The sequence below is a fragment of the Mesorhizobium sp. YM1C-6-2 genome, from assembly GCF_003666685.1.
Lineage (GTDB): Bacteria > Pseudomonadota > Alphaproteobacteria > Rhizobiales > Rhizobiaceae > Mesorhizobium_K.
In genome coordinates this window covers 733,436-759,204 of the sequence record NZ_RCIZ01000002.1, presented here as the reverse complement: position 1 = coordinate 759,204, position 25,769 = coordinate 733,436, and the positions used below count along the sequence as shown (strand labels likewise).

Below are 25,769 nucleotides of genomic sequence, written 5' to 3'. Positions count from 1 at the left end.
ATTGCCCGGCTTTTTCCTGATGGCTCAGCGCGTCAGCCGCTTGTGCGTCATGCGGTGAGGAACGAGCGCCTCCGGTCCGAGGCGGCGGGCCTTGTCCTTCTCATATTCCTCGAAGTTGCCCTCGAACCATTCGACATGCGCGTCGCCCTCGAAGGCCAGCATGTGGGTCGCCATGCGGTCGAGGAACATGCGATCGTGGCTGATGATGACCGCGCAGCCGGCATAGGCTTCGAGCGCGTCTTCGAGCGCACCGAGAGTCTCGGTGTCGAGGTCGTTGGTCGGTTCGTCGAGCAGCAGCACGTTGCCGCCGTTCTTCAGCATCTTGGCGAGGTGCACGCGGTTGCGCTGGCCGCCCGAGAGGTTGCCGACCTTCTGCTGCTGGTCGCCGCCGCGGAAGTTGAAGGACGAGCAGTAGGCGCGCGAGTTCACCTCGTGCTTGCCGAGCTTGATCACCTCGGCGCCGCCGGAGATTTCCTCCCAGACGGTCTTGCTGGGGTCGAGCGCGTCGCGGCTTTGGTCGACATAGCCGAGCTTCACCGTCTCGCCGACATGGATCGTGCCGGCATCCGGCTTCTCCTGGCCCGTGATCATCTTGAAGAGCGTGGTCTTGCCGGCGCCGTTGGGGCCGATGACGCCGACGATGCCGCCCGGAGGCAGGCGAAACGACAGGTTCTCGATCAGCAGCTCGTCGCCAAAGCCCTTGTTGACGCCTTCGAGTTCGATCACCCGGTTGCCCAGCCGCTCGCTGGACGGGATGACGATCTGCGTGTCGGTCGGCTTGCGGTTCTGGGCCTGCTCGAGCAGCTCCTCATAGGCCTTGATGCGGGCCTTGGACTTGGTCTGGCGAGCTTTTGGCGAGGACTGGATCCACTCGCGCTCGCGCCAGATCGATTTCTGGCGGGCGTCGTCCTCGCGGCCTTCCTGGATGAGCCGCTTGGCCTTGGCGTCGAGGTACTTGGTATAATTGCCCTCGTAGGGGATGCCGCGACCGCGGTCGAGCTCGAGAATCCAGCCGGTGACGTTGTCGAGGAAGTAGCGGTCGTGGGTGATGATCAGCACGGAGCCCGGATAGTCACGCAGGTGCTTTTCGAGCCACTGGGTGGTCTCGGCGTCGAGATGGTTGGTCGGCTCGTCGAGCAGCAACAGGTCGGGCTGTTCGAGCAGCAGCCGGCAGAGCGCGACGCGGCGGCGCTCGCCGCCCGACAGGTTGGTGACCTCGGAATCGCCGGGCGGGCACTGCAGCGCCTCCATCGCCATCTCGACCTGCTGCTCGAGATCCCAGAGGTTGAGGCGATCCATCTCGTCCTGGAGCTTCGCCGACTCGTCGGCGGTCTCGTCGGAATAATTCATCATCAGCTCGTTGTAGCGCTCAACGATGGCCGTCTTCTTCTTGACGCCGTCCATGACGTTCTCGAACACGGTCTTCGCCGGATCGAGATGCGGCTCCTGCGCGAGGTAGCCGACGGTGGCGCCCTCGGCGAGCCAGGCTTCGCCCTGGAAATCCTTGTCGAGCCCGGCCATGATGCGCAGGACGGTCGACTTGCCCGAGCCGTTGGGACCCAGGATGCCGATCTTGGCGTCCGGATAGAAGGACAGGTTGAGGTTCTCGAGGACCTTCTTGGTGCCGTAGGCCTTGTTGAGCCCGGCCATGTGATAAATGAACTGGCGTGCCACGCGCGCGGTATCCCTGATCTGGATGGAGAGTTGCGCGCTATTTAGGCGATGGCGGGCGGAACAGCAATGGTTGACGCAGTGCCGCCTTCGACCTATCTGCACGGCGGGCCTGAGGCGCCCGCCGCTCGCCGGACAAATCCGACGGTGAAGCCTCCCGGCAAGCCGGACAGTTCTCGCAAGACCCGATCATCGCGGTCATGCGGCAAGGCGAGCACCCGCGATATCGACCGCATGGATGACGGAAAGCTTGCCATGCAAACCCCAACCCTGCCCGCCACGCGGGAACAAGCCAAACAGCGCGCCCATGCCATCCGGGCCGAGCATACCGCCCGCGGCATCGCAATCAGCCACTCCGCGGCGCTCGAAAAGGTCGCCGCCGAACTCGGCTATCGCGACTGGAACACCGCGTCGGCGCGATTGTCCAACCTGCCGGAAGTTCCGCTCCAGGTCGGCGACCGCGTCGCCGGCAGATACCTCAAGCAGCCGTTCGCCGGCCGTGTGCTGGGCGTGCGCGAGGTCTATGGCGGAGGCTCATACGAGGTCGTGTTGCAGTTCGACACACCGGTAGACGTCGTCAGCTTCGACAGCTTTTCGGCATTCCGAAGCCGCGTTACGGCGACGATCGATGCCGATGGCGTTTCCGCCTCAAGGACCAGCGACGGGCACCCTCACCTGCAGGTGGCCCGCCACTGAGCAGGCATCGGCAGTCCGGTCCGGCCAGTTACCTTGCCCAAGTACCGGGCTGCCCGATCCTCGGCGGCAGGCCCAGCGCTTACACCGCGCTGGTTGCTTGCCGCCGGCGATGCCCCGGCCTATTGCCGGACCTCCCGCGACAGCAACCAAGCATCGTCCAGTGTCCTCGATTTCGACCCGCCCGCTCAGCACGGGCGACACGGCCATTTACGCGTTCCTGGCGCTCGCCTGGGGGCTGTCGTTCCTCGTGCAGTTGCAGGCGGTCCTCGCCTTCGGCTGGATCGGCGCCGTCACCTTCCGTGCCTTCATCGCCGGCTTCACGCTCCTCCTGGCGGCGCGGCTGCTTCGAAAACCGCTGCACTTCCAGGCCGGATGGCAGCCCTACGCCGTGGTCGGCGCGACGACCGTCGCGATCCAGTTGGTCGGGCTGTCCTACGCCATGCCGCTGATCGGCACCGCCATGGCCGCCATCATCGTCGCCACCATCCCGATGTTCTCGATGCTCATAGGCCAGCTCTGGGGCGTGGAGAGCATCACCCCGCAGCGGCTGGCGGGCCTGCTTCTCGGCGTCGTCGGGATCGTCATGCTGGTCGGCTTCCCCGCCGAACCGATGACCATGTCCTTCATCGGCGGTTGCGCCGCCGCCCTGGTCGCCTGTTTCTCGGCAGCCTATGGCAGCAACTACGCGCACCGGCGGCTGAAGGGCGTCAGCCCGCTGGACGTGACCCTGTGGTCGTTCATGTTCGGCGGGCTGCTCACCCTGCCGCTCATCGCCTTCGTTCCCGTTCCGGGCGTCCCCGAGCCGATCGACTATCTTTATCTCGTCATCAGCGGCAGCGTGATGAGCGCGCTCACCTATTTCCTGTTCTTCGGCCTCGTCGCCAGGATCGGGGCGACACGGGCGATCAGCGTCGAGTTCGTCGTCACCGCGGTCGCCGTGATCGTCGGCGCCTTGCTGCTCGGCGAGCAGCTGTCGGCGATACAGTTCGCCGGCGGCGGCATGATCATAGCGGGCTGCGTCGGCGTGCTGGGGCTGCTGCCGCGGCGCTAAGACAGCTCGGAGCGGTCAGGTCTTGATGCGCCAGCCGGTCCGGAAAATCCACCAGATGAAGATCAGGCAGGCGGCGAGGAAGACGAGCGTCATGCCGAGGCTGACCGTCACGCTGACGTCGGCCTGGCCGAAGAAGCTCCAGCGGAAGCCGGAGACGAGATAGAGCACCGGGTTGAACAGGCTGATCGTCTGCCAGACCGGCGGCAGCATGTCGATCGAGTAGAAGCTGCCGCCGAGGAATGTCAGCGGCGTGACGATCAAGAGCGGGATGAGCTGCAGTTTTTCGAAATTGTCCGCCCATATGCCGATGATGAAGCCGAACAGCGCGAAGGTGACCGCCGTCAGCACCAGGAACAGCAGCATGAAGAACGGGTGCTGGATCTCGATGGGCACGAACAGATGGGCGGTCGCCAGGATGATCAGTCCGATCATGATCGATTTCGTCGCGGCCGCACCGACATAGGCCATGACGATCTCGATGAAGGAAACCGGCGCCGACAGCACCTCGTAGATGGTGCCAACGAATTTCGGGAAATAGATGCCGAAGGACGCGTTGGAGATGCTTTGCGTGAGCAGCGACAGCATGATGAGACCCGGCACGATGAAGGCGCCGTAGCTGACGCCGCCGACCTCGGTAATGCGCGAGCCGATCGCGGCGCCGAACACGACGAAATAGAGCGAGGTCGAGACGACCGGCGAGACGACGCTCTGCAACAGCGTGCGCCCCGTGCGCGCCATCTCGAATCTGTAGATCGCCTTCACCGCATGGAAATTCATTGTCTGCGGCCCACCAGGTTGACGAAGATTTCCTCGAGCGAGCTTTGCGTAGTGGCGAGGTCGCGGAAGCGTATGTTCTCGCCCTCGAGCGCCTTGAAGAGCCCAGTGATGCCGGTGCGCTCGCCCTGCGTGTCGTAGACATAGACAAGCTCGTTGCCGTCCTCGGAAAGCTGCAGCGAGAATCCGGCGAGGCTCTCCGGCACGCGATCGAGCGGCTGCTGCAAGTGCAGGGTCAGTTCCTTCTTGCCGAGCTTCTTCATCAGCGCCGTCTTTTCCTCGACCAGCACGAGCTTGCCCTTGTTGATGACGCCGACGCGGTCGGCCATCTCCTCGGCTTCCTCGATGTAGTGGGTGGTGAGGATGATGGTGACGCCGGAGTCCCTGAGACGCCGCACGACTTCCCACATGTCGCGGCGGAGCTCGACATCGACGCCGGCCGACGGCTCGTCGAGGAACAGGATACTGGGCTCGTGGGAAAGCGCCTTGGCGATCATGACGCGGCGTTTCATGCCGCCGGACAGCGTCATGATCTTCGAGTCCTTCTTGTCCCAGAGGGACAGGTCCTTCAGCACCTTCTCGATATGCGCCGGATTCTTCGTCTTGCCGAACAGGCCGCGACTGAAGCTGACGGTCGCCCATACCGTCTCGAAAGCGTCGGTGGTGAGTTCCTGCGGCACCAGCCCGATCAGCGAGCGCGCTGCGCGGTAGTCGGAGACGATGTCGTGACCATCAGCCAGAACCGTGCCCTCGCCGGGCTTCACGATGCCGCAGACGATGTTGATCAGCGTGGTCTTGCCGGCGCCGTTCGGGCCGAGCAGGGCAAAAATCTCGCCATGCCTGATCTCGAGGTCGACGCCCTTCAGCGCCTCGAAGCCGGTGGCATAGGTCTTGGACAGGTTCGAGATCGAAATCGCGGGCTGCATGGGAATGGCTGAAACTGTCGGGATCGCGCCCAAATCCGGCGCCTGAAAGGAATTACGGCTATATAGGTCATCCCGCATGCCTCGCAAGCCAGCGGGCCGGTCCTCCTGACAGGCGGCTGGCCGCAGCCAGCGAAGTCCAAGGCCTCCCACTGTACTTCTCAGCCGCGCCGGAGCATCCTGCCGGCGACGCAAAGGGAGGCCGAGATGCGCTGGTTTCACATGACAGTGGTTGCCGTGCTGGCGATCGCATTCCTGATCTTCGCGGTGCAGAACCTGCAGAGCGTCACGGTCGGCTTCCTCGGCTTCAGCTTCACGATGCCGCTCGCCATTCTTTTCATCATCGTCTACCTGCTCGGCATGGCGACCGGCGGCAGCGCATGGTCACTGATCCGCTGGGCATGGCAGGGATCGAAACCTCCGGCCGCGGTCCAGAAATAGCCGACGGCGAATGCCATTCGATGCGCAAAGGCAGGTCGCCTCGCCGACCGGTGCGACGCTCAATCTCTATACGCGGCGAGCGGACGGCGAGGCCCGAGCCGTCGTGCACATCAATCACGGCCTTGCCGAACACGCTGTGCGCTACGGCCGCTTCGCGGATTTCCTCGCCGGACGCGGCTTCCACAGCTACGCCCACGACCATCGCGGCCACGGCTTCACCACTGCCCCGGACGCGCCGCCGGGGCGGTTCGGCACGCCTGGCGGGCAGGACAAGGTGATCGCCGACGTAACCGCGATCCACGACCTGATCAATGCCGAGTACCCCGGCCTGCCGGTGATCCTCTTCGGCCATTCGATGGGCGGCCTGATCGCGCTGAACTACCTGCTGCGCCACCCGGAAGGCATTCATGCCGCGGCGATCTGGAACGCCAATTTCTCGGCGGGCCTCGCCGGCCTGGCCGCCCGGGCGATCCTCGCCTGGGAAAAATTCCGGCTGGGATCAGACGTGCCTTCACGGCTGCTGCCGCGCCTCACCTTCCAGGCCTGGGGCAGGCAAGTGCCCGGCCACGCCACGCCTTTCGACTGGCTGTCGAGGGACGCGGAGGAAGTGAAGAAATACATCGACGATCCGCTCTGCGGCTGGGACGCGTCGGTTTCCATGTGGCAGGACCTGTTCGGATTCGTCTTTTTCGGCGACGACGACCGCAACTTCAGGGCGCTGCCGCGCGGCCTGCCGATCCATCTCGTCGGCGGCGCGAAGGACCCCGCGACCGATGGCGGCAGAGCGGTCGAACGTCTCGCGGAACGCCTGCGCCGGATGGAATTTTTGAATCTGGTTTCAACGATTTACGCCGACACCCGCCACGAAAGCCTGAACGAGCTCAATCGGGACGCGATCATGGTTGATTTCGCCGAATGGCTGAGTGGAATCTTGAAAAACCTATCACGATAGGTTATTTGATGATCACGGTCTTGCGTGCCGATGGTTTCCGGATCGTGATCTTCTCGGATGATCATCAACCGGCGCATGTACATGTGTTCGGCGACGGGGAAGCCAAGATAAATCTCTCCGGTCCCAACAACCGGCCCGAGTTGATCTGGGCCGTGGGAATGAAGCATGCCGACATCCGCAAAAGCATGCGCCTAGTCGAACGGAATCATGAGGCGCTGCTCGCCAGATGGAACGAAGTACATGGCTGAATTGACGGACAAGGAAATTGACGAAGCACTTGCGCGCGGTCGCGCGGCTGCATCAAGCGAACCACGCGCCGCGAAAGCACACTATGACCGCCGGCTTCACCGGATCCTGATCGAACTCACGAATGGCTGCACCTTCGCCTTCCCGCCTCATCTCGCACAAGGTCTGGAGCAAGCGACCGACGACGAACTGGCTGAAGTCGAGGTGATGGGCGCGGGTTACGGCCTTCATTGGGAAACGCTCGACGTCGATTTCACCGTCCCTGGCCTGCTCGCAGGCATTTTCGGCACGCGTTCATACATGGCGCGCCACGCTGGGCGAGCGACCTCGCCGGCGAAGGCGGCGGCGGCGCGCGCCAACGGCGCGAAAGGCGGACGCCCACGCAAAACAAACCTGCGCTAATCCGTGGCACATGACATCGGCCGCGCCCGTTGCTAGACGGGACGCTCGAATAGAGACAGGTACCGATGCCCCAGCCTCCCCTCCACAATATTCGCGTCATCGAGCTTGCCCGTATCCTTGCCGGCCCCTGGGCCGGGCAGATGCTGGCGGACCTCGGCGCGGACGTGATCAAGGTCGAGAACCCCGACGGCGGCGACGATACCCGCAAATGGGGGCCACCCTTCGTCACCGCGCATGACGGCGAGAACCTGTCGGCGGCCTATTATCATTCCTGCAACCGGGGCAAGCGCTCGATCGCCATCGACTTCTCGACGAGCGAGGGCGCCGAGACCGTCCGGCAACTCGTAGCCACGGCCGATGTGCTGATCGAGAACTTCAAGCTCGGCGGCCTGAAGAAATACGGTCTCGACTACGAGAGCTTGAAGAAGATCAACCCGAAGCTCGTCTACTGCTCGATCACCGGGTTCGGCCAGGACGGGCCGTACGCGCCGCGCGCCGGCTATGACTTCATCGTGCAGGGCATGTCCGGCCTGATGTCGATCACCGGGCCGGCCGGCGGCGAGCCGCAGAAGGTAGGCGTGGCCGTCACCGACCTCTTCACCGGGCTTTATTCGGTGATCGCCATCCAGGCGGCGCTTCGCCATGCCGAGGCGACCGGCCAGGGCCAGCACATCGACATGGCGTTGTTCGACGCGCAGATCTCGGTGCTCGCCAACCAGAACCTCAACTTCCTGGTGTCCGGCAAGTCGCCGGTGCAGATGGGCAACGCGCATCCCAACATCGCGCCCTACGAAGTGTTGCCTGCGGCCGACGGGCATTTCATCCTGGCGGTCGGCAATGACGGGCAGTTCCAGAAGTTCTGCAAGACGGTCGGCCTGGACGGACTGCCGCAGGATCCCGATTTCGCCACCAATGCTGCGCGCGTCGCCAACCGCGAGCGCCTGCGCGAAAAGATGGTCGAGGCGCTGACGCGCTTCGAGCGGGTGCCCCTGCTGGCGAAACTCGACGCTGCCGGCGTGCCGGCAAGTCCGATCAACACCATCGGCGAGATGTTCTCCGATCCGCAGGTGAAGGCGCGCGGCATGCGCATGGACATCGACGACGGCCAAGGCAACAAACTGCCCTCGGTGCGCTCGCCGATGCGGCTTTCCGAAACACCGCTCGCCTATGGCCGCCCCTCACCTAGGCTGGGCGAGCATACGGCAGAGATACTCGCCGAACTGGAGAAGAAATGAAGGCGCGCAGCATGAAGACGGGCGGACAACTGATCGTCGAAGCGCTCGAAGCCAACGGCGTCGATCGGATCTTCTGCGTGCCGGGCGAATCCTATCTCGCCGTGCTCGATGCGCTGCACGATTCCTCCATCGAGACGATCGTCTGCCGGCAAGAAGGCGGCGCCGCGATGATGGCGGACTGCGAAGGCAGGCTGACCGGAAAGCCGGGCATCTGCTTCGTCACCCGGGGACCGGGCGCCACCAACGCTTCGGCGGGCGTCCACATCGCCCGGCAGGATTCCAACCCGATGATCCTGTTCATCGGCCAGATTGCCGGCCACGCCAAGGAGCGCGAGGCCTTCCAGGAGGTCGATTACAAGCGCTTCTACGGCGACATCGCCAAATGGGTGGTGGAGATCGACGACGCGGCCCGCATTCCGGAGCTTCTGACGCGCGCCTTCGCGGTGGCGACGTCCGGCCGCCCCGGCCCTGTCGTGGTGTCGCTGCCCGAGGACATGCTGACCAGCGAGGCCGACACTCCGCGCGCCCTGCCCCATACGCCGGTCGAGACCTCGCCCGGCGAGCATGAGATGCAGCAGTTGGAAGAACTGCTGGAGAAGGCCGAGCGGCCCTTCGTCATCCTCGGCGGCACGCGTTGGAGCGAGGAAGCGGTCGGCCTGTTCCAGCGCTCGGCCGAAAGCTGGGCGCTGCCGGTCGGCTGTTCGTTCCGCCGCCAGATGCTCTTCGACCATCTGCATCCCTGCTATGCCGGCGACGTGGGAATCGGACCGAACCCGAAGCTCGCGGCAGCAATCAAGGAAGCCGACCTCGTGCTATTGGTCGGCGGACGCATGGGCGAGATGCCCTCCTCGGACTACACGCTGCTGAAGAGCCCCTACCCCGACCAGACGCTGGTGCATGTCCACCCCGACGCCGGCGAACTCGGCCGCGTCTATCGCCCGGCGCTCGCCATCAACGCCTCGCCGCATGCCTTCGCCAAGGCATTTGCCGGGCGCGGGCCGGAAGCGCCGCCGGCCTGGGCCGATCGCACCGCGACGCTGCACGGCGCCTATCTCCAGTGGTCGACACCTCCCGCATCGGGTCCCGGCGCGGTGCGTATGGGCCCGATCATGGAGCATCTCGAAGACGTGCTGCCGGAAGACGCGATCATCTGCAACGGCGCCGGCAACTTCGCCACCTGGATGCATCGCTTCCACCGCTTCCGCAACTTCGCCACGCAGGGCGCGCCGACTTCCGGCTCCATGGGCTACGGCCTGCCGGCGGGCGTCGCCGCCAAGCGCCTCTTCCCCGGACGCGAGGTGATCGTCTGGGCCGGCGACGGCGATTTCCTGATGCACGGACAGGAGTTCGCGACCGCGGTCCAGTACGATCTGCCGATCATCGTGGTGATCCTGAACAACGGCATCTACGGCACGATCCGCATGCATCAGGAGCGTGACTATCCGGGCCGCGTCTCGGGCACCGACCTGAAGAACCCCGACTTCGCCGCCTATGCCCGCGCTTTCGGTGGGCATGGCGAGACGGTGGAGACCACCGAGGAGTTCGTGCCGGCATTCGAGCGTGCGCGGAAAAGCGGCAAGCCGTCGATCATCGAGGTCAAGCTCGACCCTGAGGCGATCACCCCGACACGCACGCTGACGGAGATCCGGGAGAGCCGCTGACGGTTAGCGCCGCCGCAAAGACGGCGTGACCGATTGCAAAACCGTCATTATACATTATATGAAAATGTATAATGACAAGGAGCAATCGATGACCGTCGTCCAGATCAATGACATGCTGTCCATCGGAGGCCAGCCGGACGGGCAGGATATAGCCGCCCTGGGCGATGCGGGCTTCCGCCGCCTGATCGACCTGCGTCCGGATGGCGAGGAGACGACGCAGCCCGGCAGTCAGGCCGAGCGCGCCGCAGCCGACGAGGCCGGTATGTCGTTCGCGTTCATCCCGGTCACGATGGCCACCATCACCGAAGCCGACATCCGCGCCTTCCAGGTGGCGCTCGGCGATGCGGGCGGGCCGGTGTTCGCGCACTGCAAGAGCGGCACTCGCGCCATGGCGCTATATGTGCTCGGCGAGGTTCTCGACGGTCGCATGGCTGCCGACGACGTCGTCGCTTTCGGGAAACGGCACAGCTTCGACCTGTCCGGCGCCGCTTCGTGGCTGCAGCGAAACGCCGCGCGGCCGGTCGACGTCAAAGGCTTCCACGAGCCCCGCACCGGCAGCGTCCAGTATGTGGTCTCCGACCCGCGGACCCGAAAATGCGCAATCATCGATCCCGTGCTTGATTTCGACGAAAAGTCCGGTTCGACCGCGACCAGGAGCGCCGATGCGATCCTGAACTACATCGCCGCCAAGGAATTGACCGTCGAATGGATCTTGGACACGCATCCCCATGCCGACCACTTCTCGGCCGCCCAGTATCTCAAGCAGAAGACAGGGGCGCCGACGGCGATCGGCGAGCGCGTCACGGACGTGCAACGCCTCTGGAAGGATATCTACAACTGGCCCGAACTGCCCGTCGACGGCTCCCAGTGGGATCGGCTGTTTGCCGAAGGCGACGAGTTCAAGATCGGTTCGGTGAGCGGCAAGGTCATGTTCTCGCCCGGCCACACGCTTGCGTCCGTCACCTACCTGATCGGCGACGCCGCCTTCGTGCATGACACGATGTTCATGCCCGACAGCGGAACTGCCCGCGCGGATTTCCCCGGCGGCGACGCCCGCAGGCTGTGGCAGTCGATCACTGAAATACTAAGACTTCCCGACGAGACGCGTGTCTTTACCGGTCACGACTACCAGCCCGGAGGACGCGCCGCACGCTGGGAAAGCACAGTCGGCGAGCAGAAGCGGACCAACCCGCATCTGGCCGGGATGTCCGAGCGGTCCTTCGTGGAACTCCGCACGGCCCGGGATCGCAGCCTGCCGATGCCGAAGCTGATCCTGGCGGCGCTGCAGGTCAACATCCGCGGCGGCCGCCTGCCGGAACCGGAGGCGAACAGCCGGCGCTATTTGAAGATCCCGCTGGACGCCTTGACTGGAGCAGCCTGGTGACCGCCGTTTCGACACTGGACAAGAGCCGGCCGACGGCGCAACCGGCGGCGATGGAGGTCAGGGCCGCCGAAGCGGCGGCCCTGCTGAAGACGCTCGCCCATCCGTCCCGGCTGATGCTCGTCTGCACGCTCGCCGAAGCGGAGTATTCCGTCAGCGCGCTGGAAGAGAAGCTGGCCATCCGCCAGCCCAACCTGTCGCAACAGCTCAACGTTCTGCGCGAAGCCGGAATCGTGGAAACCCGCCGCGAGGGCAAGCAGATATTCTATCGGCTGACCGCGCAGAAGGCGTCCCGGCTGGTCGAGGCGCTTTACGCCATATTCTGCGCCGACGGGCCCGAAGCCTGATCTTCCAGCCGGCCGCCTGCGGCGGCGAGAACCGCTCTGTCTCACGACATGAAAGGGGCGGTCGCCCGCCCACTTTTTGCTGCTCCCAGCCGCTCTCGCGCTACATCGCCTTTTCCACCTGGCCCCGTATCTCGCCGCCGGCATGCGCGGCGGTGTGGACGTTGACGTAGTATTTGCCGGCCATCAGGTCGGCCGCCTGGGCGTCCGTCAGCGTCGCCGAGCCTTTCGCCCCGCTCTTCGGATCCTCTATCGGAACGGCGACGTCGGCATTCGCACCGGCGTCCGCAGGGCCATGGAAATGCGCGCCGGTGGCGTCTCCGGTCAGGCCGGAATATTCGATCGTCCAGTCGAGCTGCTTGGATTCGGTGTCGAAGGAAATGTCGGCGGTGCCCTTGCCGGCGCTGTCATTGGGCGGCACCTCCTGGGCAGCGTCCATAGTGGCCGACATCTTCACCATCTCGGCAAAGGCGGGTGAAGCCACTGCCAGCATCGTGCCGATCGTCAGGGCGGTGGCGACACGCGATAGAACGTGGATGCGCATATCATTCCTCCCAGAAGTTTGTTGCGGGGGCCGCACGGCGTTGCCGGCGGCACCCTGAAAACGAACCGGGAGCGCGGAAGTTTCCCCGCCCATGAAAAAAGGGCGGTCGCCCGCCCTTTTCGCAGTCGCAGAGCGGCAGGCCTTACGGAACAGCCTTGTCGGTGATGACTGTCGTGTAGCCGCCTTCCGCTGGCTTCGAGATGATCTTCTGGTCGAGCAGCGCCTTGGCGGTCCGGTCGTAGGCGGCCGGAATCAGCTTGCCGTCAGCATTGTCGATCAGCTTGGCCACCTCACCCATCATGCGCTTCTGGTGGTTCTCGTCCTGGCCGCCGTTCTCGATGATGATCTCGCCCGCTTCATCGGGGTTTTCCGACGCGTATTTCCAGCCCTTCATAGAGGCACGCACGAACTTGACCATCTTCTCCTCGAAGGCGGGGTCCTTGAGCTTGTCCTCGAGCACGTAAAGCCCGTCCTCAAGCAGGTCGTTGCCCATCTCGGTGTAGTTGAAGACGATCAGGTCTTCCGGCTTGTAGCCGGCGTCGATCAACTGCCAGTACTCATTGTAGGTCATGACCGAGATGCAATCGGCCTGCTTCTGGATCAGCGGCTGCACGTCGAAGCTCTGCTTCAGTACGGTGACGCCGTCCGGGCCGCCTTCGGTCGGCAGGCCGATCTTGTTCATCCAGGCATAGAACGGGTATTCGTTGCCGAAGAACCAGACGCCGAGCGTCTTGCCCTTGAAGTCGGCCTCGCTCTTCACCGGGCCATCCTTCGGGCAGACGAGCTCCATGCCTGCCTTCTTGTAGGGCTGGGCGATGTTGATGAGGCCGACACCCTTGTCGCGCGCGGCCAGCCCCGCCGCCATCCAGGTGACGATCACGTCGGCGCCGCCGCCCGCGATCACCTGCTCGGGCGCGATGTCGGGACCGCCCGGCTTTATCTCGACGTCGAGACCTTCCTCTTCATAGAACCCTTTGTCCTTGGCAACGTAGTAGCCGGCGAACTGCGCCTGCGTGACCCATTTCAGCTGCAGCGTCACCTTGTCCGCAGCCAGTGCCTGGAATGCGGCGAGCGACATAGCGCCTGCCAACATGGAGACCATAAGCTTTTTCATGCTCTTGCCCTCTGAAGTACCGCCTATCCACCACGGACGGACGGATGCCAAAACGTGGCCGCCCTTTCTGCGAGGGCGATCAGGCCATAGAAGACCGAACCGATGAGCGCCGCAACAGCGATTTCGGCCCACACCATGTCGATGTTCATGCGGCCGACCTCCGTCGAGATTCGGAAACCCATGCCCACGACCGGAGTGCCGAAGAACTCGGCGACGATCGCCCCTATGAGTGCCAGCGTCGAATTGATCTTGAGCGCGTTGAAGATGAAAGGCGCCGCAGCCGGCAGCCTGAGCTTCAGAAGCGTCTGCGTGTAGTCGGAAGCGTAGGTGCGCATCAGGTCGCGCTCCATGTGGCCGGAGGCGGCGAGCCCGGTCACCGTGTTCACCAGCATCGGGAAGAAGGTCATGATGGCGACGACCGCCGCCTTCGATTCCCAGCCGAAGCCGAACCACATCACCATGATCGGCGCCACGCCGACGATCGGCAGCGCCGACACCATGTTGCCGATCGGCAGCAGGCCGCGCCCGAGAAAGGCGACGCGATCGGCGAGGATCGCCGTCAGGAAGCCGGCGCCGCAGCCGATGACATAGCCTGCTATGACGGACTTGAAGATCGTCTGGTTGACATCGGCGGCAAGGATGGGGAGCGAGTTCGCAATCCGCACGCCGATGGCCGATGGCGGCGGCAGCAGGATGAAGGGGATGCCGGCGCCGCGCACGACGGCTTCCCAGACGATCAGGATCCAGACGCCGAAGATGAACGGGATGACGAGGCGCAGGAGCGCGTTCGCGGCGCGGTTCGCCGGCTTCAGCTCCGACAGGATGGTCACGCAGCGCCAGGCGAGCAGCCAGGCGGCGGCGAGCAGCAGATAGTACGGCGCATGCGCCGATCCCTCGAAACCGACGATGCCAGTCAGCAAGAGCCATGCCGCGACATGCGCGCCTATGGCCAGCGCGGCCACGGCGGCAAGCGGCGGGATGCGCAGCATCGAGACAGCGGCAGCGCCCAGGATGAGGTCGAAGATGAGGCCCTTGGTGTTGAGGAACGGATAGGCGATGGTCACGGCCGGATTGGCGAGCGCCTTCATCTCGGGCTGCGTCATCGGACCGAGAAGGCCGGCCAGGATGCAGAGCAGGATCGCGGCGACCGCCTGCCAGGAAAGCGTGAACCACCTCATGCCGGACGCGCCCCCATCGAGCGGTCGACGAGGCGGCCGGCGAGGCCAACCAGCGTGACGAGCAGCGCCGCCACGATCGAGCCGGCGACCAGCGCCGACCACATGTCGATGGTCTGGCTGTAATAGGAGGCGGCGAGCAGCTTCGATCCGATGCCTGCCACCGCGCCGGTCGGCAGTTCGGCGACGATCGCGCCGACTAGGCTCGCTGCGACCGCCACCTTCATCGAGGCGAAGAGGAAAGGCACGGAAGCAGGCACCCGCAGTTTCCAGAAGAGCTGGGAGGCGCTGGCGTTGTAGGTGTGCATCAGGTCGAGATGCATGAATTCCGGCGAGCGCAGACCCTTCACCATGCCGACGGCAACCGGGAAGAAGGATAGATAGGTGGAGATCAGCGATTTCGGCACGATGCCCGTTATGCCGACCGCCGCGAAGACCACCACCACCATCGGCGCGATGGCAAGAATGGGGATCGTCTGCGAGGCGATGATCCAGGGCATCAGGCTGCGGTCGAGCGCCTGGACATGCACGATGCCGACCGCGATCACTATGCCGAGCGCCGTACCGAAGGCGAAGCCGAGCAGCGTCGAGGAAAGCGTCACCCAGGCGTGGTAGACGAGGCTGCGATTGCTGGTGATCTTCCTGAGAAACGTGTTCTCGAAGAAGTTCTCCGCGACCTGATGCGGCGCCGGCATGGTGGGCTTTGGCTGCGACAGGGTCTTGGCGATGAACTCGATCGTATCAGGCGTCTCGCCCGCGCGCCGGTCGAGATCGCGCTGGAACGGTGCGTTAAGGAGCACCGCCGCGACATACCAGACGACCACCAGCCCGGCGAGGATGGTGAGGACGGGGACGATCTTGTCGCGGGCGCGATCCATCAAGCCCCCTCAATCCTCATAGCCGTGTCCCGCATGCAGGCCGTCGCGGACGCGGTGGGCGATGGCGAGGAATTCAGCGCTTTCGCGGATGTGGAGCGGACGTTCCCTCGGCAGCGTCGATTCGATCACGTCGGTCACCCGGCCCGGCCGCGGCGACATGACGACGATGCGCGTCGACAGGTAGACCGCCTCGGGGATGGAATGCGTGACGAAACAGATCGTCTTGTCGGTGCGCGCCCAGAGTTCGAGAAGCTGCTTGTTGAGATGGTCGCGCACGATCTCATCGAGCGCGCCGAACGGCTCGTCCATCAGGAGAAGATCGGCGTCGAAGGCGAGCGCACGGGCGATGGAAGCACGCTGCTGCATGCCGCCTGAAAGCTGCCAGGGATATTTCTTCTCGAAACCGGTGAGGTTCACGAGGTCCATCACCCGCGCGATGCGCGCCTTCTGCTCTGCCGCCGGGACGCCCATGATCTCCAGCGGCAGCGCGACGTTCTTCGCTATGGTGCGCCAGGGAAACAGCGCGGCGGCCTGGAAGACGTAGCCGTAGGCGCGGCGCTCGCGCGCCTGCTCCGGCGACATGCCATTGACCGAGATCGTGCCTTCGGTCGGTTTTTCGAGATCGGCGATCACGCGCAGGAACGTGGTCTTGCCGCAGCCCGAAGGCCCGATAAAGGAGACGAACTCGCCCTTGCCGATGGTGAGGTCGACGCCGGTCAAAGCCTGCACCGGCCCGTCATTCGTCTGGAATGTCAGACCGAGTTTTCTGGCTTCGACGACAGCCGTCGTTTCCCCCGCCGCAGCTTCCGTCATCGTCATGGACACCGCCCGGCCTTCCCCCACGTGGCACCATCTTCGTCGAAGATGTGATAGGCGTCCACGCCATCGGGATCTTTTTGCACACGCATGAGGCCGAGCGTCGTGTAGCCCTCGCCCTCATGACCGCAGGTGACGACGGCCACGTGGCTGTCCGCCTCGGCCGGGTAGAGATGAACGAAGGAGCAGAGCGTCGCGTAAGTGCTGACGTCGCGGCGTGTCAGCAGGAGCAAATCATCGCCTTCGAAGTCGCCGGTCGCGGCATGCCTGCAGCCGGCCTCGTTGCCATAGTTGCCGGGGATGTCGAGTTCGGCTGAGATCGCAGGGACGCCGACAGCGACGGTCAGGCTCAGCAATGCGGAAAGACAGGACGGACGCTTCAATCAGACCTCCGTCAAGCCGAGCGCGATCGTCAGCGATCGGGCGAGCTTGCGAAGGGTAAGGTCGTCCAGTCGGCCGATAACCTGGGCTATCCTGATGCGGTTGGCGGCCTGGAGCTTCTCCACCATGATTTCCGAGGGCAAGCGAAGTCCGTTTTCAGGAGTGGGCTCGACGGGAACGCGAAAGAAGCTGGGGTTGGAGGAGAAACTGCTGATAGGACAAAGCATGATTGTCCTGAGATTGTCGTTGAGAACGTCGGCCTGCACGATGACTGCCGGTCGCGGCTTGCCCAGATCCCCCGGCAACGCGACAATCACCACATCGCCGCGCTTCATGTACGGTCTTCGCCCTCCCACATGTCCTTCTGTACCGCCTCGATCCAGTCCAGAATATCTTCGTCCTGATCGGCCTTGGCGATCCTCTTGGCTTCGGCGTCGGCCTTGGCCAGCAATTGTGGATCGGACAGGTCAGGCACCCACATTTCCACGGGCCGGTAGCCTTCGGAAATAAGTTGTCGCCGTTCTTCCGCCGTCAATTCTCTTGGACGCCCCACGATGGCCTCCTCCTGGATCGCGGCAATTATCCTCGCTTTCCAAGCCTTGTTCAACAGGCCTCCCGGCAGCCGCCTCACTCGACGATCACTGCCGTCTCGACCACCGCGTGGAAAAGCACGTCGCAGCCGGCGGCCGCCCATTCCGGGAAGATCTCCTCGGCCTCGTTGTGCGAAAGCCCATCGACGCAGGGGCAGAACACCATCGCCGTCGGCGCGACGCGGTTGACCCAGCAGGCGTCGTGGCCGGCGCCGGATACGATGTTGCGGTGCGAGTAGCCGAGCCGCTCGGCGGCGTCGCGAACTGCCTTGACGCAATCCTTGTCGAAGGTCACCGGATCGAAATGGCCGACCTGCTCGATCTCGAACTTGATGTCGAGCGCCTCGCAGATCGTGGCGATGCCCTCGCGGATGCGGGCATCCATCGTATCGAGCACCTTCTTCTCCGGCGAGCGTATGTCGACGGTGAAGACGGTGCGGCCGGCGATGATGTTGCGCGAATTCGGATAGACCTCCATGTGGCCGATCGCACCGACGGCGTCCGGCTGGTAGTCCATCGCCACCTCGTGCACCAGTTCGGTGACGCGCGCCATGCCGAGCCCGGCGTTGCGGCGCTTGGGCATCGGCGTCGAGCCGGTATGCGCCTCCCTGCCGGTCAGCGTGACCTGCAGCCACTTCAGGCCCTGGCCGTGGGTGACGACGCCGATGTCAATGTCCTCGTCCTCGAGGATCGGCCCCTGCTCGATATGCAGTTCGAAGAAAGCCTTCATCTTGCGGGCGCCTACTGGCTCGTCGCCCTTCCAGCCGATGCGCTCCAGCTCATCGCCGAAGCGCTTGCCGTCCTTGTCCTGGCGGTCGTAGGCGTAGTCCTGGGTGATCATGTCGGCAAACACCGCCGACGCCATCATGGCCGGCGCGTAGCGGGTGCCTTCCTCGTTAGTCCAATTGGCAACGACGATCGGATGCTTCGTCTTGATGTCGAGGTCGTTCAGGGTGCGGATCACTTCGAGGCCCCCCAGCACGCCGAGCACGCCGTCGAACTTGCCGCCTGTCGGCTGGGTGTCGAGGTGCGAACCGACATAGACGGGAAGCGCGTCGGGGTCCGTGCCCTCGCGACGGGCGAACATGGTGCCCATCTGGTCGACGCCCATGGTGAGACCCGCCGCATCGCACCATTTCTGGAACAGCCGCCTCCCCTCGCCGTCCTCGTCGGTCAGCGTCTGGCGATTGTTGCCGCCGGCGATGCCGGGGCCGATCTTGGCCATCTCCATCAGCGAATCCCACAAACGGTCTGAATTGATTCGGAGATTTTCGCCGGGGGCGGTCATAGTGCTTCCTCTCATTGCACAGAGCGCGATGATGCTTCGTCAAAGCACCATCACGCTCTATCTTTATCCGGCATGATCTGATCCGAAAACCGGTTCCGACTTCCCGGGGATCATGCTGTGTCTTTTTATCCGAGCATGATCTTCGGGATCATACTCCAGCGTGCGGGCGGCGGTTCCCGTCGCCGCCTCGCAAATCGCTGTCATCAGTCGACGGCCCGCAGCACCTCGCGGACGTGATCGATCAGTTCGTTGATCTGGCCCTTGGTGATGATCAGCGGCGGCGACAAAGCGATGATATCGCCGGTGGTGCGGATCAGCGCACCGCGCTCGAAGGCCTTCACGAAAGCCTGGAATGCGCGCTTGGACGGGCTGCCGGCGATCGGCTCGAGCTCGATCGCGCCGACGAGGCCGATGTTGCGGATGTCGATGACATTCGGCTCGCCCTTCAGCGAATGCAACGCCTCCTCCCAATAGGGCGCGAGCTCGGCGCCGCGGGTCAAAAGTCCCTCTTCCTTGTAGGTATCGAGCGTGCCGAGCGCGGCCGCGCAGGCGATCGGATTGCCGGAATAGGTGTAGCCGTGGAAGAACTCGATGAGATGCTCCGGCCCGTTCATGAAGGCGTCGTGGATTTCCTTCTTCACGAACACCGCGCCCATCGGGATGACGCCGTTGGTGACGCCCTTGGCGGTGGTGATGATGTCGGGCGTAACGCCGAAATAGTCGGCCGCGAACGGCGTGCCGAGGCGGCCGAAGCCGGTGATGACCTCGTCGAAGATCAGAAGGATGCCGTGCTTGGTGCAGATCTCGCGAAGCTTCTGCAGGTAACCCTTCGGCGGGATGAGCACGCCGGTCGAGCCGGCGACCGGTTCGACAATGACGGCTGCGATCGTCGAGGCGTCATGCAGCGCGACGATGCGCTCCAACTCGTTGGCGAGTTCGGCGCCATGCTCCGGCACGCCGCGCGTGAAGGCGTTCTTCGCGGGGAGATGCGTATGCGGCATATGATCGACGCCGGCGAGCAACGTGCCGAACATCTTGCGGTTGGTGACGATGCCGCCGACCGAGATGCCGCCGAAGTTGACGCCGTGATAGCCGCGCTCACGGCCGATGAGGCGGGTGCGCGATCCGTCGCCCTTGGCGCGGTGGTAGGCAAGCGCCATCTTCAGCGCGGTGTCGACCGATTCCGAGCCCGAATTGGTGTAGAACACATGCTCCATGCCGGCAGGCGCGATGTCGATCAGCCGGTTGGAGAGTTCGAAGACGATCGGGTGGCCCATCTGGAAGGCCGGCGCGTAGTCGAGCTCGGCCGCCTGGTGCTGGATCGCCTCGGTGATCTTGGGGCGGCAGTGGCCGGCATTGACGCACCAGAGGCCCGCCGTGCCGTCGAGGATCTTGCGGCCGTCGGTGGTCGTGTAGTGCATGTCCTTGGCGGCGGCCAGCATGCGCGGCGCCTGCTTGAACTGCCGGTTTGCCGTGAACGGCATCCAGAATGCGTTGAGATCGTTCGGCGTAACCCTGAGCCGGTTCGACATGACCAAGCTTTCCTTTCAAGTAAACCCGTTGCGGTGATGCCAGCGCTTGGTCCGGGAGGCCTTTTCGTGCTAGTCGAATTTTGACCGAATGGACAAACGTTAGCACCGCCAAAGAGGCGGTCAAGGGGACTGATAGCGTAAATGAAGCTCGGGGAGCGCGCTCCACAGATGAGCAAAAACTGGTCCAGCGAATTGGGCCACAGACGCTCCCGGGGGTTCGGCGCATGACTGCCGCGGCGGCCGCCCCCCGGCGCACGCGCATCCAGCAGGAAAAGCGCGAGTTGATCCTGGAGGCGGCGCTCGAGGTTTTCTCCGCGCACGGCTTCCGCGGCTCGACGATCGACCAGATCGCCGAGGCCGCCGGCATGTCGAAACCCAACCTGCTCTACTATTTCCGCAGCAAGGAAGACATCCACGAGACGCTGATGCAGCGCCTGCTCGACACCTGGCTGGCGCCGCTGCGCGAACTGGACAATGTCGGCGACCCGCTGACGGAGCTGCGCGGCTACATACGCCGCAAGCTGGAAATGGCGCGCGACTATCCGCGCGAGAGCCGCCTCTTCGCCAACGAGATCCTGCAGGGCGCACCGCGCATCAAGCCGATGCTGGAGGGCGACATGAAGGATCTCGTCGACGAGAAGGCTGAAGTGATCAAGGGCTGGATGCGCGACGGCAAGATCGTACAAACCGATCCATGGCACCTGATCTTCTCGATCTGGGCGACGACGCAGCATTACGCCGATTTCGACGTGCAGGTGCGCGCCGTGCTCGGCCCCGACCGTGACGGCGAGAGCCGTTTCGAGGCGGCCGCACATTTCCTCGAGCAACTCTTCCTGGACGGATTGCGCCCCCGCCGGAAAGGCTGATCGCACCGATGCCGCAACTGTCCGCATCTGTCCTGCGCAGTCTACAAGCGGTAGCCGTACGCCATTCGAAAATCGCCCACGAGGCGGACGATCTCGTTCAGGACGTACTTCTCTCGGCGATCAGCCAGGGCAGAAGCCCGGCCGATCCGAATTTCATCGCCTGGGCCAGGGGCGCGATCATGCTGCGGGCGCGCTTCCTCTCGCGGACTGCGGTCCGGCGCAGGCATCGCGAAACGGCTCACGGCTTCGAGCGCGACGCCAGCGACAGCACGCAGATGAAGCTGCCACAGGAATTGGTCGTCGCGTTGCCGCCGAGCCGCCGCGTGGTGGCGCTGCTGATCAATCTCGGCATGGGACGGCGCGAGATCGGCTATCTCCTCGGGTTGAACGATGTCGCCCTCAGGCAGCGCATCGCCGGCCTCAGGAAGGCGATCGAGACATCAGGGGCCCGCCCCCATTCCTTCGTCGAGAGGCATGCAGAGGCACCGCTCGGCCTCGCCCGCCGGGCCATGAAGGCGGCCTTGCCACCGCGGCCGGTCCGCCAGTTTGCGGTGCGCGACCCCGACGGCATGATAATTTTGATCTCCGGCGGTCACGTTTCCGCAGGCCGCGGCAACTAAGGGCGCAACAACCAGTCAAGAGGAGTATGCCATGCGCCAGAAGATCGACCGCGTCACGATCATCTTCAACGTCCGCGACATCGACCGCACCGAACGCTTCTACCGGGAACATCTCGGCCTCGATTTCCAGCGCTTCGACGACGACGATCACGGCTCGTTCCTGATGGCCAGCATCGGAAGCAATGTCGAGGTGATGGCGTTCAAGGGCGATCCGAAGCCGGGCAATTCGCCGAACGTCGTCTTCAACCTGCCGGAGGGCGGGATCGATACTGTCATCGCCTCGCTGGCGGCGGCGGGGATCGAGATCGTGACGCCTGTCTCGCAGGCGCCAGACGGCTGGTTCGCCGACTTTCGCGACCCCGACGGCCACACAGTCTCGTTCTACCAGTCCGACAAGCTGTCGCGAACGCAGGGCTAGACGGCCCGGCAGGCATATACGGCGGCCTTGACCTACCGATCGGTCGCGGCAGCCCCCTGGTCCAGGCGCTCGTCGCCATGCTCGGCGGCGGTCGCCGCCGCCCGGTTCATGGCGAGGCGTTCTTCGGCCATCGCCTGGACCGCCGCCCTCACTTCCGGGTGGCGCGACATGAACAGCCGGAAGTCCCTCTGGTAGAGCACCAGGAAATTGCAGAAATCCACGGCCGTCACGTCCGCCACGCGCGGCGCACCGGTGAGCAGCGCCATCTCGCCGAAGAACGCTCCCGCCTCCAGGGAAAATGCAGTGCCTTTGACATGTACGTCGACGGTTCCCGACACCAGGAAGTACATGGCGTCGCCTTTTTCGCCCACCCGGATGATGCGGTCACCGGGCGCTGCCGACAGAGGCACGAAGAGCAGCAGCAGCTCTTCCTGGTCTTCCTTGTCGATGGCTGAGAAGAGCGGGAAGGTTTCGACGAATTCGGTGATCTTGCGCGCCTGCTCGTGCTCGCGTTTTTCGGCCTCCCCCCGGATGCGCTCGAGCTCCACGGCGAGCACGCGCTCGTGCCGCTTGCCGAAATTGACCGCCCAGACGGGGAAGCGGGCGCGCAACCGGCGATCGATGGCGTCGGCCGCGGAGAAAGCCAGAGGATTGAGCGTGATCGACAGGATGGCGCCCGCCAGAATCAGGCTCTGGCCCTCGGTGGTCATCAGCCCGTAGGTCGCCCCGAGCCCGGCGAGAATGAAGGAGAACTCGCCAATCTGCGCCAGGCTTGCTGAAACGCCAAGCGCCAGCCGGAGCGGGTAGCGCAGCGCGAGAACGATCAGGAAGGCGGCGATCGGCTTGCCGACGACGATGACGACGACCACGCCGAGCACTTCGAGAGGTCTTTCGACAAGGACCGTCGGCTCGAAGAGCATTCCGATCGACACGAAGAACAGCACCGAAAACGCGTCCTGCAAGGGAAGCGAATTGGTGGACGCGCGGTGGCTGAGCTGGGATTCGCCCATGATGACGCCGGCGAAGAAGGCGCCGAGCGCAAAAGAGACGCCGAAAGCCGCGGCGGAGCCGAAGGCGATGCCCATCGCAAGCGCGAGCACCGAAAGGGTGAAGAGTTCGCGCGACCCGGTGCGCGCCACCTTGATCAGTACCCATGGCACCACACGAGGTCCGATCAGGGCGGCCATGAGCACGAAGCCGCCAACCTTGGCGAGCGTCAGCAGGAGCACGATCGCCACCGGTCCCTGCTGCGCGTCGCCGTGGCCGGTGTCCGCATGGCCTCCGAGAACGGTGGCGAAGGCGGGCAGCAGCACCAGCGCCAGCACCATCGCCAGATCCTCGACGATCAGCCAGCCGACCGCGACACGACCCATCGTCGATTGCAGGAGGTTGCGCTCCTCGAGCGCCTTGAGCAGCACCACGGTGCTTGCGACGGAGATGCAGAGGCCGAAGACGATGCCATGCCCGACGCTCCAGCCCCAGAAATGGGTGAGCGCCATGCCCATGAGCGTGGCGAGCAGGATCTGGCCGACCGCGCCGGCGATCGCTATTCCCCGGACAGCCAACAGGTCGGAGGCGGAAAAATGGAGGCCGACGCCGAACATGAGCAGGATCACGCCGATTTCGGCGAGCTGCCCCGCCATGCCGGTGTCGGCGACGAAACCGGGGGTGAACGGGCCGACGAAGATGCCTGCGACCAGATAGCCGACGAGCGCCGGCAACCTGAGCCTGTCGGCCAGGTAGCCGAAAATCGACGCCAGCACGAAACCGACGGCGATCGTCGCTATGAGGTTCACGTCATGCGGCAAAGGCGACTCCGAAAAGTCCTGCCCCGTTCTGTCGGCGCAAATCGATGTAGTCAAACAGTTTTCGACCGTTCAGGCCTCACGAATTGGAGAATTCGTGTCTGCTCGGGTTCGGCCAACCTCGCCCGCGGCCTGGAACCGTCAGCTCGCGTCCGCGATGACCAGCAAAAGGCCGGCGGCGAGCGTGATGTTGACCAGCGTCAGGTAGAGATGCGGGTCGCGCTCCTTGCCCTGAAACATGAAGAGATTGTGGTAGAGCGGCGTCGCGGCGACCAGGAAGAGGATGAGCGCGACCGCCGCCGGCACGGTCCAGATGCCGAATATCAGCGCAAGCCCGCCAAGCAGCTGCACGGCGAAACCCACAGCCATGATCGGCGCCGGCAGTTTCCAGCCGTAATTGGTCAGGATCTCCAGGCGCTCGCCAAAATGACGGAAGTTGCGGATACCCGCGATCAGGAAGAAGGCGCCGAACACCACGCGGCCGATCAGAACCAGTGTCGTCGCCGTCATCGTACCATCCCGCCTGAGCTTCGTCCTTCGACTGCTAGCGGATTCGGGCGGCGCGGCAAAGCCTGAAGCGTTTCCCAGGGGGAACCGGGCGGAGGCCGATACGCAACGCGGCCGCCCGCCCGGCAGGAGGAACTATTCGGCTGCCTGCCTGGCCGCCGGATTGTTGGGATGCTGGGTCCAGTTGGCATAAACGGGCGAGACCGGCTGCTTGGTGCGCTGGTCGATGACGCCGGCGGCGAGCGGCACCATGGTGATGCAGTTCTCGACCGGGCAGACGTTGACGCAGAGGTTGCAGCCGACGCACTCGTCCTCCATCACCTCGAAGTGCCTGACGCCGTCCACCATCGCGGTGATCGCCTGATGCGAGGTGTCCTCGCAGGCGATGTGGCAGCGGCCGCACTTGATGCAGGCGTCCTGGTCGATATGCGCCTTGGCGACATAGTTGAGGTTGAGATACTGCCAGTCGGTGACGTTGGGCATCGCGCGGCCGACGATGTCGTCGAGCGAGCGATGGCCCTTCTCGTCCATCCAGTTCTCGAGCCCGGCGATCATCTCCTGCACGATCTTGAAGCCGTAGGTCATGGCCGCCGTGCAGACCTGCGCGTTGCCGGCGCCGAGCGCCATGAACTCTGCCGCGTCGCGCCAGGTGGTGATGCCGCCGATCGCCGAGATCGGCAGGCCGCGTGTCTCCTGGTCGCGCGCAATCTCCGCAACCATGTTGAGCGCGATCGGCTTCACCGCCGGACCGCAATAGCCGCCATGCGTGCCCTTGCCGTCGATCGAGGGCTCAGGCGAGAAGGTGTCGAGATTGACCGAGGTGATCGAGTTGATCGTGTTGATCAACGAGACCGCATCGGTGCCGCCGGCGAGTGCTGCCCGCGCGGGCTTCCGGATGTCGGTGATGTTGGGCGTCAACTTGGTGATGACCGGCATGCGGGTGTTCGCCTTGCACCAGCGCACCACCATCTCGATATATTCCGGCACCTGCCCGACCGCCGATCCCATGCCGCGTTCCGACATGCCGTGCGGGCAGCCGAAATTGAGCTCGATGCCGTCGGCGCCGGTCTCCTCCACCAGCGGCAGGATCGCCTTCCAGCTTTCCTCCACGCAGGGCACCATCAGCGATACGACGACGGCACGGTCGGGCCAGTCCTTCTTGACTTGCTTGATCTCGCGCAGATTGGTCTGCAGGTCGCGGTCGGTGATGAGCTCGATATTGTTGAGGCCGAGCAGGCGACGGTCCGCGCCCCAGATGGCGCCGTAGCGCGGCCCGTTGACGTTGACGACGGGCGGCCCCTCCTCGCCGAGCGTCTTCCAGACCACGCCGCCCCAGCCCGCCTTGAAGGCGCGGATGACGTTGTAGGCCTTGTCGGTCGGGGGCGCCGAAGCCAGCCAGAACGGGTTCGGGCTCTTGATGCCGACGAAGTTGTTGCGGATGTCTGCCATGGCTTTTCT

At 64.4% G+C, this 25,769-nt stretch carries 29 protein-coding genes; 13 read left to right on the top strand and 16 right to left on the bottom strand.

What is annotated here, in order from left to right; all coding sequences use genetic code 11:
• Positions 1-24: 24 nt before the first annotated feature.
• Positions 25-1,674: an energy-dependent translational throttle protein EttA gene (gene ettA / locus D8676_RS08395; protein ID WP_121580373.1), complete on the bottom strand. Its 1,650-nt coding sequence runs from the start codon at positions 1,672-1,674 to the stop codon at positions 25-27.
• A 66-nt stretch (positions 1,675-1,740) separates the two neighbouring features.
• Here ettA and D8676_RS08390 point away from each other — a divergent pair, with 66 nt between their 5' ends.
• The gene (locus tag D8676_RS08390) at positions 1,741-2,367 is read left to right on the top strand and encodes a glyoxalase superfamily protein (protein WP_245426669.1); all 627 of its coding nucleotides are present in this window, start codon (positions 1,741-1,743) and stop codon (positions 2,365-2,367) included.
• A gap of 160 nt (positions 2,368-2,527) precedes the next feature.
• Positions 2,528-3,418, top strand: coding sequence for a DMT family transporter (locus tag D8676_RS08385; RefSeq protein ID WP_245426668.1), 891 nt, complete (start codon positions 2,528-2,530; stop codon positions 3,416-3,418).
• Positions 3,419-3,433: 15 nt separating this feature from the next.
• On the opposite strand, the gene D8676_RS08380 is transcribed toward D8676_RS08385, so the two are convergent.
• Positions 3,434-4,195 carry an ABC transporter permease gene (locus D8676_RS08380; RefSeq protein WP_121580372.1) on the bottom strand — a complete coding sequence of 254 codons (762 nt, stop codon included), beginning with the start codon at positions 4,193-4,195 and terminating at the stop codon, positions 3,434-3,436.
• Positions 4,192-5,118 (bottom strand): ABC transporter ATP-binding protein, encoded by a 927-nt coding sequence (locus tag D8676_RS08375; protein WP_121580371.1) that lies wholly within the window; start codon positions 5,116-5,118, stop codon positions 4,192-4,194. The genes D8676_RS08380 and D8676_RS08375 overlap by 4 nt, the downstream gene beginning before the upstream one ends.
• Positions 5,119-5,322: 204 nt before the next feature.
• Between D8676_RS08375 and D8676_RS08370 the strand changes: the two genes are divergently transcribed.
• The 8 genes from D8676_RS08370 to bigR all read left to right on the top strand — a co-directional run bounded on the left by D8676_RS08370 (position 5,323) and on the right by bigR (position 11,780).
• Positions 5,323-5,556, top strand: a complete 234-nt coding sequence (locus D8676_RS08370; RefSeq protein ID WP_121580370.1) for a LapA family protein — start codon at positions 5,323-5,325, stop codon at positions 5,554-5,556.
• Between the two features lie 10 nt (positions 5,557-5,566).
• Positions 5,567-6,508, top strand: coding sequence for an alpha/beta hydrolase (locus tag D8676_RS08365; protein ID WP_121580369.1), 942 nt, complete (start codon positions 5,567-5,569; stop codon positions 6,506-6,508).
• Positions 6,509-6,516: 8 nt separating this feature from the next.
• The gene (locus D8676_RS08360) at positions 6,517-6,756 is read left to right on the top strand and encodes a DUF4160 domain-containing protein (RefSeq protein WP_121580368.1); all 240 of its coding nucleotides are present in this window, start codon (positions 6,517-6,519) and stop codon (positions 6,754-6,756) included.
• Complete coding sequence (locus D8676_RS08355; RefSeq protein WP_121580367.1) at positions 6,749-7,156, top strand: DUF2442 domain-containing protein; 408 nt, start codon at positions 6,749-6,751, stop codon at positions 7,154-7,156. The genes D8676_RS08360 and D8676_RS08355 overlap by 8 nt, the downstream gene beginning before the upstream one ends.
• Before the next feature lie 65 nt (positions 7,157-7,221).
• The gene (locus D8676_RS08350) at positions 7,222-8,391 is read left to right on the top strand and encodes a CaiB/BaiF CoA-transferase family protein (RefSeq protein WP_121580366.1); all 1,170 of its coding nucleotides are present in this window, start codon (positions 7,222-7,224) and stop codon (positions 8,389-8,391) included.
• Positions 8,392-8,402: 11 nt separating this feature from the next.
• The gene (locus tag D8676_RS08345; protein ID WP_121580476.1) at positions 8,403-10,052 is read left to right on the top strand and encodes a thiamine pyrophosphate-binding protein; all 1,650 of its coding nucleotides are present in this window, start codon (positions 8,403-8,405) and stop codon (positions 10,050-10,052) included.
• Between the two features lie 88 nt (positions 10,053-10,140).
• The gene (gene blh / locus D8676_RS08340; RefSeq protein WP_121580475.1) at positions 10,141-11,436 is read left to right on the top strand and encodes a bifunctional sulfur transferase/dioxygenase Blh; all 1,296 of its coding nucleotides are present in this window, start codon (positions 10,141-10,143) and stop codon (positions 11,434-11,436) included.
• 50 nt (positions 11,437-11,486) lie between these two features.
• On the top strand, positions 11,487-11,780 hold the full coding sequence (gene bigR / locus D8676_RS08335) for a sulfite-sensing transcriptional repressor BigR (RefSeq protein ID WP_121580474.1): 294 nt from the start codon (positions 11,487-11,489) through the stop codon (positions 11,778-11,780).
• 100 nt (positions 11,781-11,880) lie between these two features.
• Here bigR and D8676_RS08330 read toward each other — a convergent pair whose 3' ends face one another.
• The 10 genes from D8676_RS08330 to D8676_RS08285 all read right to left on the bottom strand — a co-directional run bounded on the left by D8676_RS08330 (position 11,881) and on the right by D8676_RS08285 (position 20,095).
• Complete coding sequence (locus D8676_RS08330) at positions 11,881-12,321, bottom strand: CHRD domain-containing protein (RefSeq protein WP_121580365.1); 441 nt, start codon at positions 12,319-12,321, stop codon at positions 11,881-11,883.
• 142 nt (positions 12,322-12,463) lie between these two features.
• Complete coding sequence (locus D8676_RS08325) at positions 12,464-13,435, bottom strand: ABC transporter substrate-binding protein (RefSeq protein WP_121580364.1); 972 nt, start codon at positions 13,433-13,435, stop codon at positions 12,464-12,466.
• A gap of 23 nt (positions 13,436-13,458) precedes the next feature.
• Positions 13,459-14,613: an ABC transporter permease gene (locus tag D8676_RS08320; protein WP_121580363.1), complete on the bottom strand. Its 1,155-nt coding sequence runs from the start codon at positions 14,611-14,613 to the stop codon at positions 13,459-13,461.
• Entirely contained in the window at positions 14,610-15,488 is an 879-nt protein-coding gene (locus tag D8676_RS08315) for an ABC transporter permease (protein ID WP_121580362.1), read from the bottom strand. Before D8676_RS08315 ends, D8676_RS08320 begins: the two co-directional genes overlap by 4 nt.
• A gap of 9 nt (positions 15,489-15,497) precedes the next feature.
• A complete protein-coding gene (locus D8676_RS08310) occupies positions 15,498-16,307 on the bottom strand; it encodes an ABC transporter ATP-binding protein (protein WP_245426667.1) in 810 nt (269 codons plus the stop codon).
• Positions 16,304-16,687, bottom strand: coding sequence for a hypothetical protein (locus D8676_RS08305; protein ID WP_147448171.1), 384 nt, complete (start codon positions 16,685-16,687; stop codon positions 16,304-16,306). The genes D8676_RS08310 and D8676_RS08305 overlap by 4 nt, the downstream gene beginning before the upstream one ends.
• Complete coding sequence (locus tag D8676_RS08300) at positions 16,688-17,020, bottom strand: type II toxin-antitoxin system PemK/MazF family toxin (protein WP_121580360.1); 333 nt, start codon at positions 17,018-17,020, stop codon at positions 16,688-16,690. It lies immediately after the preceding gene.
• Positions 17,017-17,292 carry an antitoxin MazE-like protein gene (locus D8676_RS08295; protein WP_183097026.1) on the bottom strand — a complete coding sequence of 92 codons (276 nt, stop codon included), beginning with the start codon at positions 17,290-17,292 and terminating at the stop codon, positions 17,017-17,019. The genes D8676_RS08300 and D8676_RS08295 overlap by 4 nt, the downstream gene beginning before the upstream one ends.
• A gap of 20 nt (positions 17,293-17,312) precedes the next feature.
• Positions 17,313-18,563, bottom strand: a complete 1,251-nt coding sequence (locus D8676_RS08290) for a Zn-dependent hydrolase (RefSeq protein ID WP_121580358.1) — start codon at positions 18,561-18,563, stop codon at positions 17,313-17,315.
• 203 nt (positions 18,564-18,766) lie between these two features.
• Positions 18,767-20,095 carry an aspartate aminotransferase family protein gene (locus D8676_RS08285; RefSeq protein ID WP_121580357.1) on the bottom strand — a complete coding sequence of 443 codons (1,329 nt, stop codon included), beginning with the start codon at positions 20,093-20,095 and terminating at the stop codon, positions 18,767-18,769.
• Positions 20,096-20,319: 224 nt separating this feature from the next.
• Here D8676_RS08285 and D8676_RS08280 point away from each other — a divergent pair, with 224 nt between their 5' ends.
• The 3 genes from D8676_RS08280 to D8676_RS08270 are packed head-to-tail and all read left to right on the top strand — an operon-like array spanning position 20,320 to position 21,999.
• On the top strand, positions 20,320-20,961 hold the full coding sequence (locus tag D8676_RS08280; protein ID WP_121580356.1) for a TetR family transcriptional regulator C-terminal domain-containing protein: 642 nt from the start codon (positions 20,320-20,322) through the stop codon (positions 20,959-20,961).
• A gap of 8 nt (positions 20,962-20,969) precedes the next feature.
• Positions 20,970-21,581 (top strand): sigma-70 family RNA polymerase sigma factor, encoded by a 612-nt coding sequence (locus D8676_RS08275; protein ID WP_121580355.1) that lies wholly within the window; start codon positions 20,970-20,972, stop codon positions 21,579-21,581.
• Between the two features lie 31 nt (positions 21,582-21,612).
• Positions 21,613-21,999: a VOC family protein gene (locus D8676_RS08270; RefSeq protein ID WP_121580354.1), complete on the top strand. Its 387-nt coding sequence runs from the start codon at positions 21,613-21,615 to the stop codon at positions 21,997-21,999.
• 32 nt (positions 22,000-22,031) lie between these two features.
• Here D8676_RS08270 and D8676_RS08265 read toward each other — a convergent pair whose 3' ends face one another.
• The 3 genes from D8676_RS08265 to preA form a co-directional block, all read right to left on the bottom strand.
• Entirely contained in the window at positions 22,032-23,807 is a 1,776-nt protein-coding gene (locus D8676_RS08265; protein WP_121580353.1) for a cation:proton antiporter, read from the bottom strand.
• A 138-nt stretch (positions 23,808-23,945) separates the two neighbouring features.
• Positions 23,946-24,314 carry a DoxX family protein gene (locus D8676_RS08260; protein ID WP_121580352.1) on the bottom strand — a complete coding sequence of 123 codons (369 nt, stop codon included), beginning with the start codon at positions 24,312-24,314 and terminating at the stop codon, positions 23,946-23,948.
• A gap of 132 nt (positions 24,315-24,446) precedes the next feature.
• Positions 24,447-25,760 (bottom strand): NAD-dependent dihydropyrimidine dehydrogenase subunit PreA, encoded by a 1,314-nt coding sequence (preA, locus tag D8676_RS08255; protein WP_121580351.1) that lies wholly within the window; start codon positions 25,758-25,760, stop codon positions 24,447-24,449.
• Positions 25,761-25,769: the final 9 nt, after the last annotated feature.

What these genes read in the sequence shown, in the direction of transcription:
- D8676_RS08320 (WP_121580363.1), bottom strand. Translation starts at nt 14,613, where the DNA reads ATGAGGTGGTTCACGCTTTCCTGGCAGGCGGTCGCCGCGATCCTGCTC.
- D8676_RS08270 (WP_121580354.1), top strand. Translation starts at nt 21,613, where the DNA reads ATGCGCCAGAAGATCGACCGCGTCACGATCATCTTCAACGTCCGCGAC.
- D8676_RS08275 (WP_121580355.1), top strand. Translation starts at nt 20,970, where the DNA reads ATGCCGCAACTGTCCGCATCTGTCCTGCGCAGTCTACAAGCGGTAGCC.
- D8676_RS08380 (WP_121580372.1), bottom strand. Translation starts at nt 4,195, where the DNA reads ATGAATTTCCATGCGGTGAAGGCGATCTACAGATTCGAGATGGCGCGC.
- D8676_RS08280 (WP_121580356.1), top strand. Translation starts at nt 20,320, where the DNA reads ATGACTGCCGCGGCGGCCGCCCCCCGGCGCACGCGCATCCAGCAGGAA.
- D8676_RS08355 (WP_121580367.1), top strand. Translation starts at nt 6,749, where the DNA reads ATGGCTGAATTGACGGACAAGGAAATTGACGAAGCACTTGCGCGCGGT.
- D8676_RS08330 (WP_121580365.1), bottom strand. Translation starts at nt 12,321, where the DNA reads ATGCGCATCCACGTTCTATCGCGTGTCGCCACCGCCCTGACGATCGGC.
- D8676_RS08290 (WP_121580358.1), bottom strand. Translation starts at nt 18,563, where the DNA reads ATGACCGCCCCCGGCGAAAATCTCCGAATCAATTCAGACCGTTTGTGG.
- D8676_RS08360 (WP_121580368.1), top strand. Translation starts at nt 6,517, where the DNA reads ATGATCACGGTCTTGCGTGCCGATGGTTTCCGGATCGTGATCTTCTCG.
- D8676_RS08325 (WP_121580364.1), bottom strand. Translation starts at nt 13,435, where the DNA reads ATGAAAAAGCTTATGGTCTCCATGTTGGCAGGCGCTATGTCGCTCGCC.
- D8676_RS08375 (WP_121580371.1), bottom strand. Translation starts at nt 5,118, where the DNA reads ATGCAGCCCGCGATTTCGATCTCGAACCTGTCCAAGACCTATGCCACC.
- D8676_RS08315 (WP_121580362.1), bottom strand. Translation starts at nt 15,488, where the DNA reads ATGGATCGCGCCCGCGACAAGATCGTCCCCGTCCTCACCATCCTCGCC.
- D8676_RS08260 (WP_121580352.1), bottom strand. Translation starts at nt 24,314, where the DNA reads ATGACGGCGACGACACTGGTTCTGATCGGCCGCGTGGTGTTCGGCGCC.
- bigR (WP_121580474.1), top strand. Translation starts at nt 11,487, where the DNA reads ATGGAGGTCAGGGCCGCCGAAGCGGCGGCCCTGCTGAAGACGCTCGCC.
- D8676_RS08350 (WP_121580366.1), top strand. Translation starts at nt 7,222, where the DNA reads ATGCCCCAGCCTCCCCTCCACAATATTCGCGTCATCGAGCTTGCCCGT.
- D8676_RS08345 (WP_121580476.1), top strand. Translation starts at nt 8,403, where the DNA reads ATGAAGACGGGCGGACAACTGATCGTCGAAGCGCTCGAAGCCAACGGC.
- D8676_RS08285 (WP_121580357.1), bottom strand. Translation starts at nt 20,095, where the DNA reads ATGTCGAACCGGCTCAGGGTTACGCCGAACGATCTCAACGCATTCTGG.
- D8676_RS08365 (WP_121580369.1), top strand. Translation starts at nt 5,567, where the DNA reads ATGCCATTCGATGCGCAAAGGCAGGTCGCCTCGCCGACCGGTGCGACG.
- D8676_RS08310 (WP_245426667.1), bottom strand. Translation starts at nt 16,307, where the DNA reads ATGACGATGACGGAAGCTGCGGCGGGGGAAACGACGGCTGTCGTCGAA.
- D8676_RS08370 (WP_121580370.1), top strand. Translation starts at nt 5,323, where the DNA reads ATGCGCTGGTTTCACATGACAGTGGTTGCCGTGCTGGCGATCGCATTC.
- D8676_RS08390 (WP_245426669.1), top strand. Translation starts at nt 1,741, where the DNA reads ATGGTTGACGCAGTGCCGCCTTCGACCTATCTGCACGGCGGGCCTGAG.
- D8676_RS08300 (WP_121580360.1), bottom strand. Translation starts at nt 17,020, where the DNA reads ATGAAGCGCGGCGATGTGGTGATTGTCGCGTTGCCGGGGGATCTGGGC.
- blh (WP_121580475.1), top strand. Translation starts at nt 10,141, where the DNA reads ATGACCGTCGTCCAGATCAATGACATGCTGTCCATCGGAGGCCAGCCG.
- preA (WP_121580351.1), bottom strand. Translation starts at nt 25,760, where the DNA reads ATGGCAGACATCCGCAACAACTTCGTCGGCATCAAGAGCCCGAACCCG.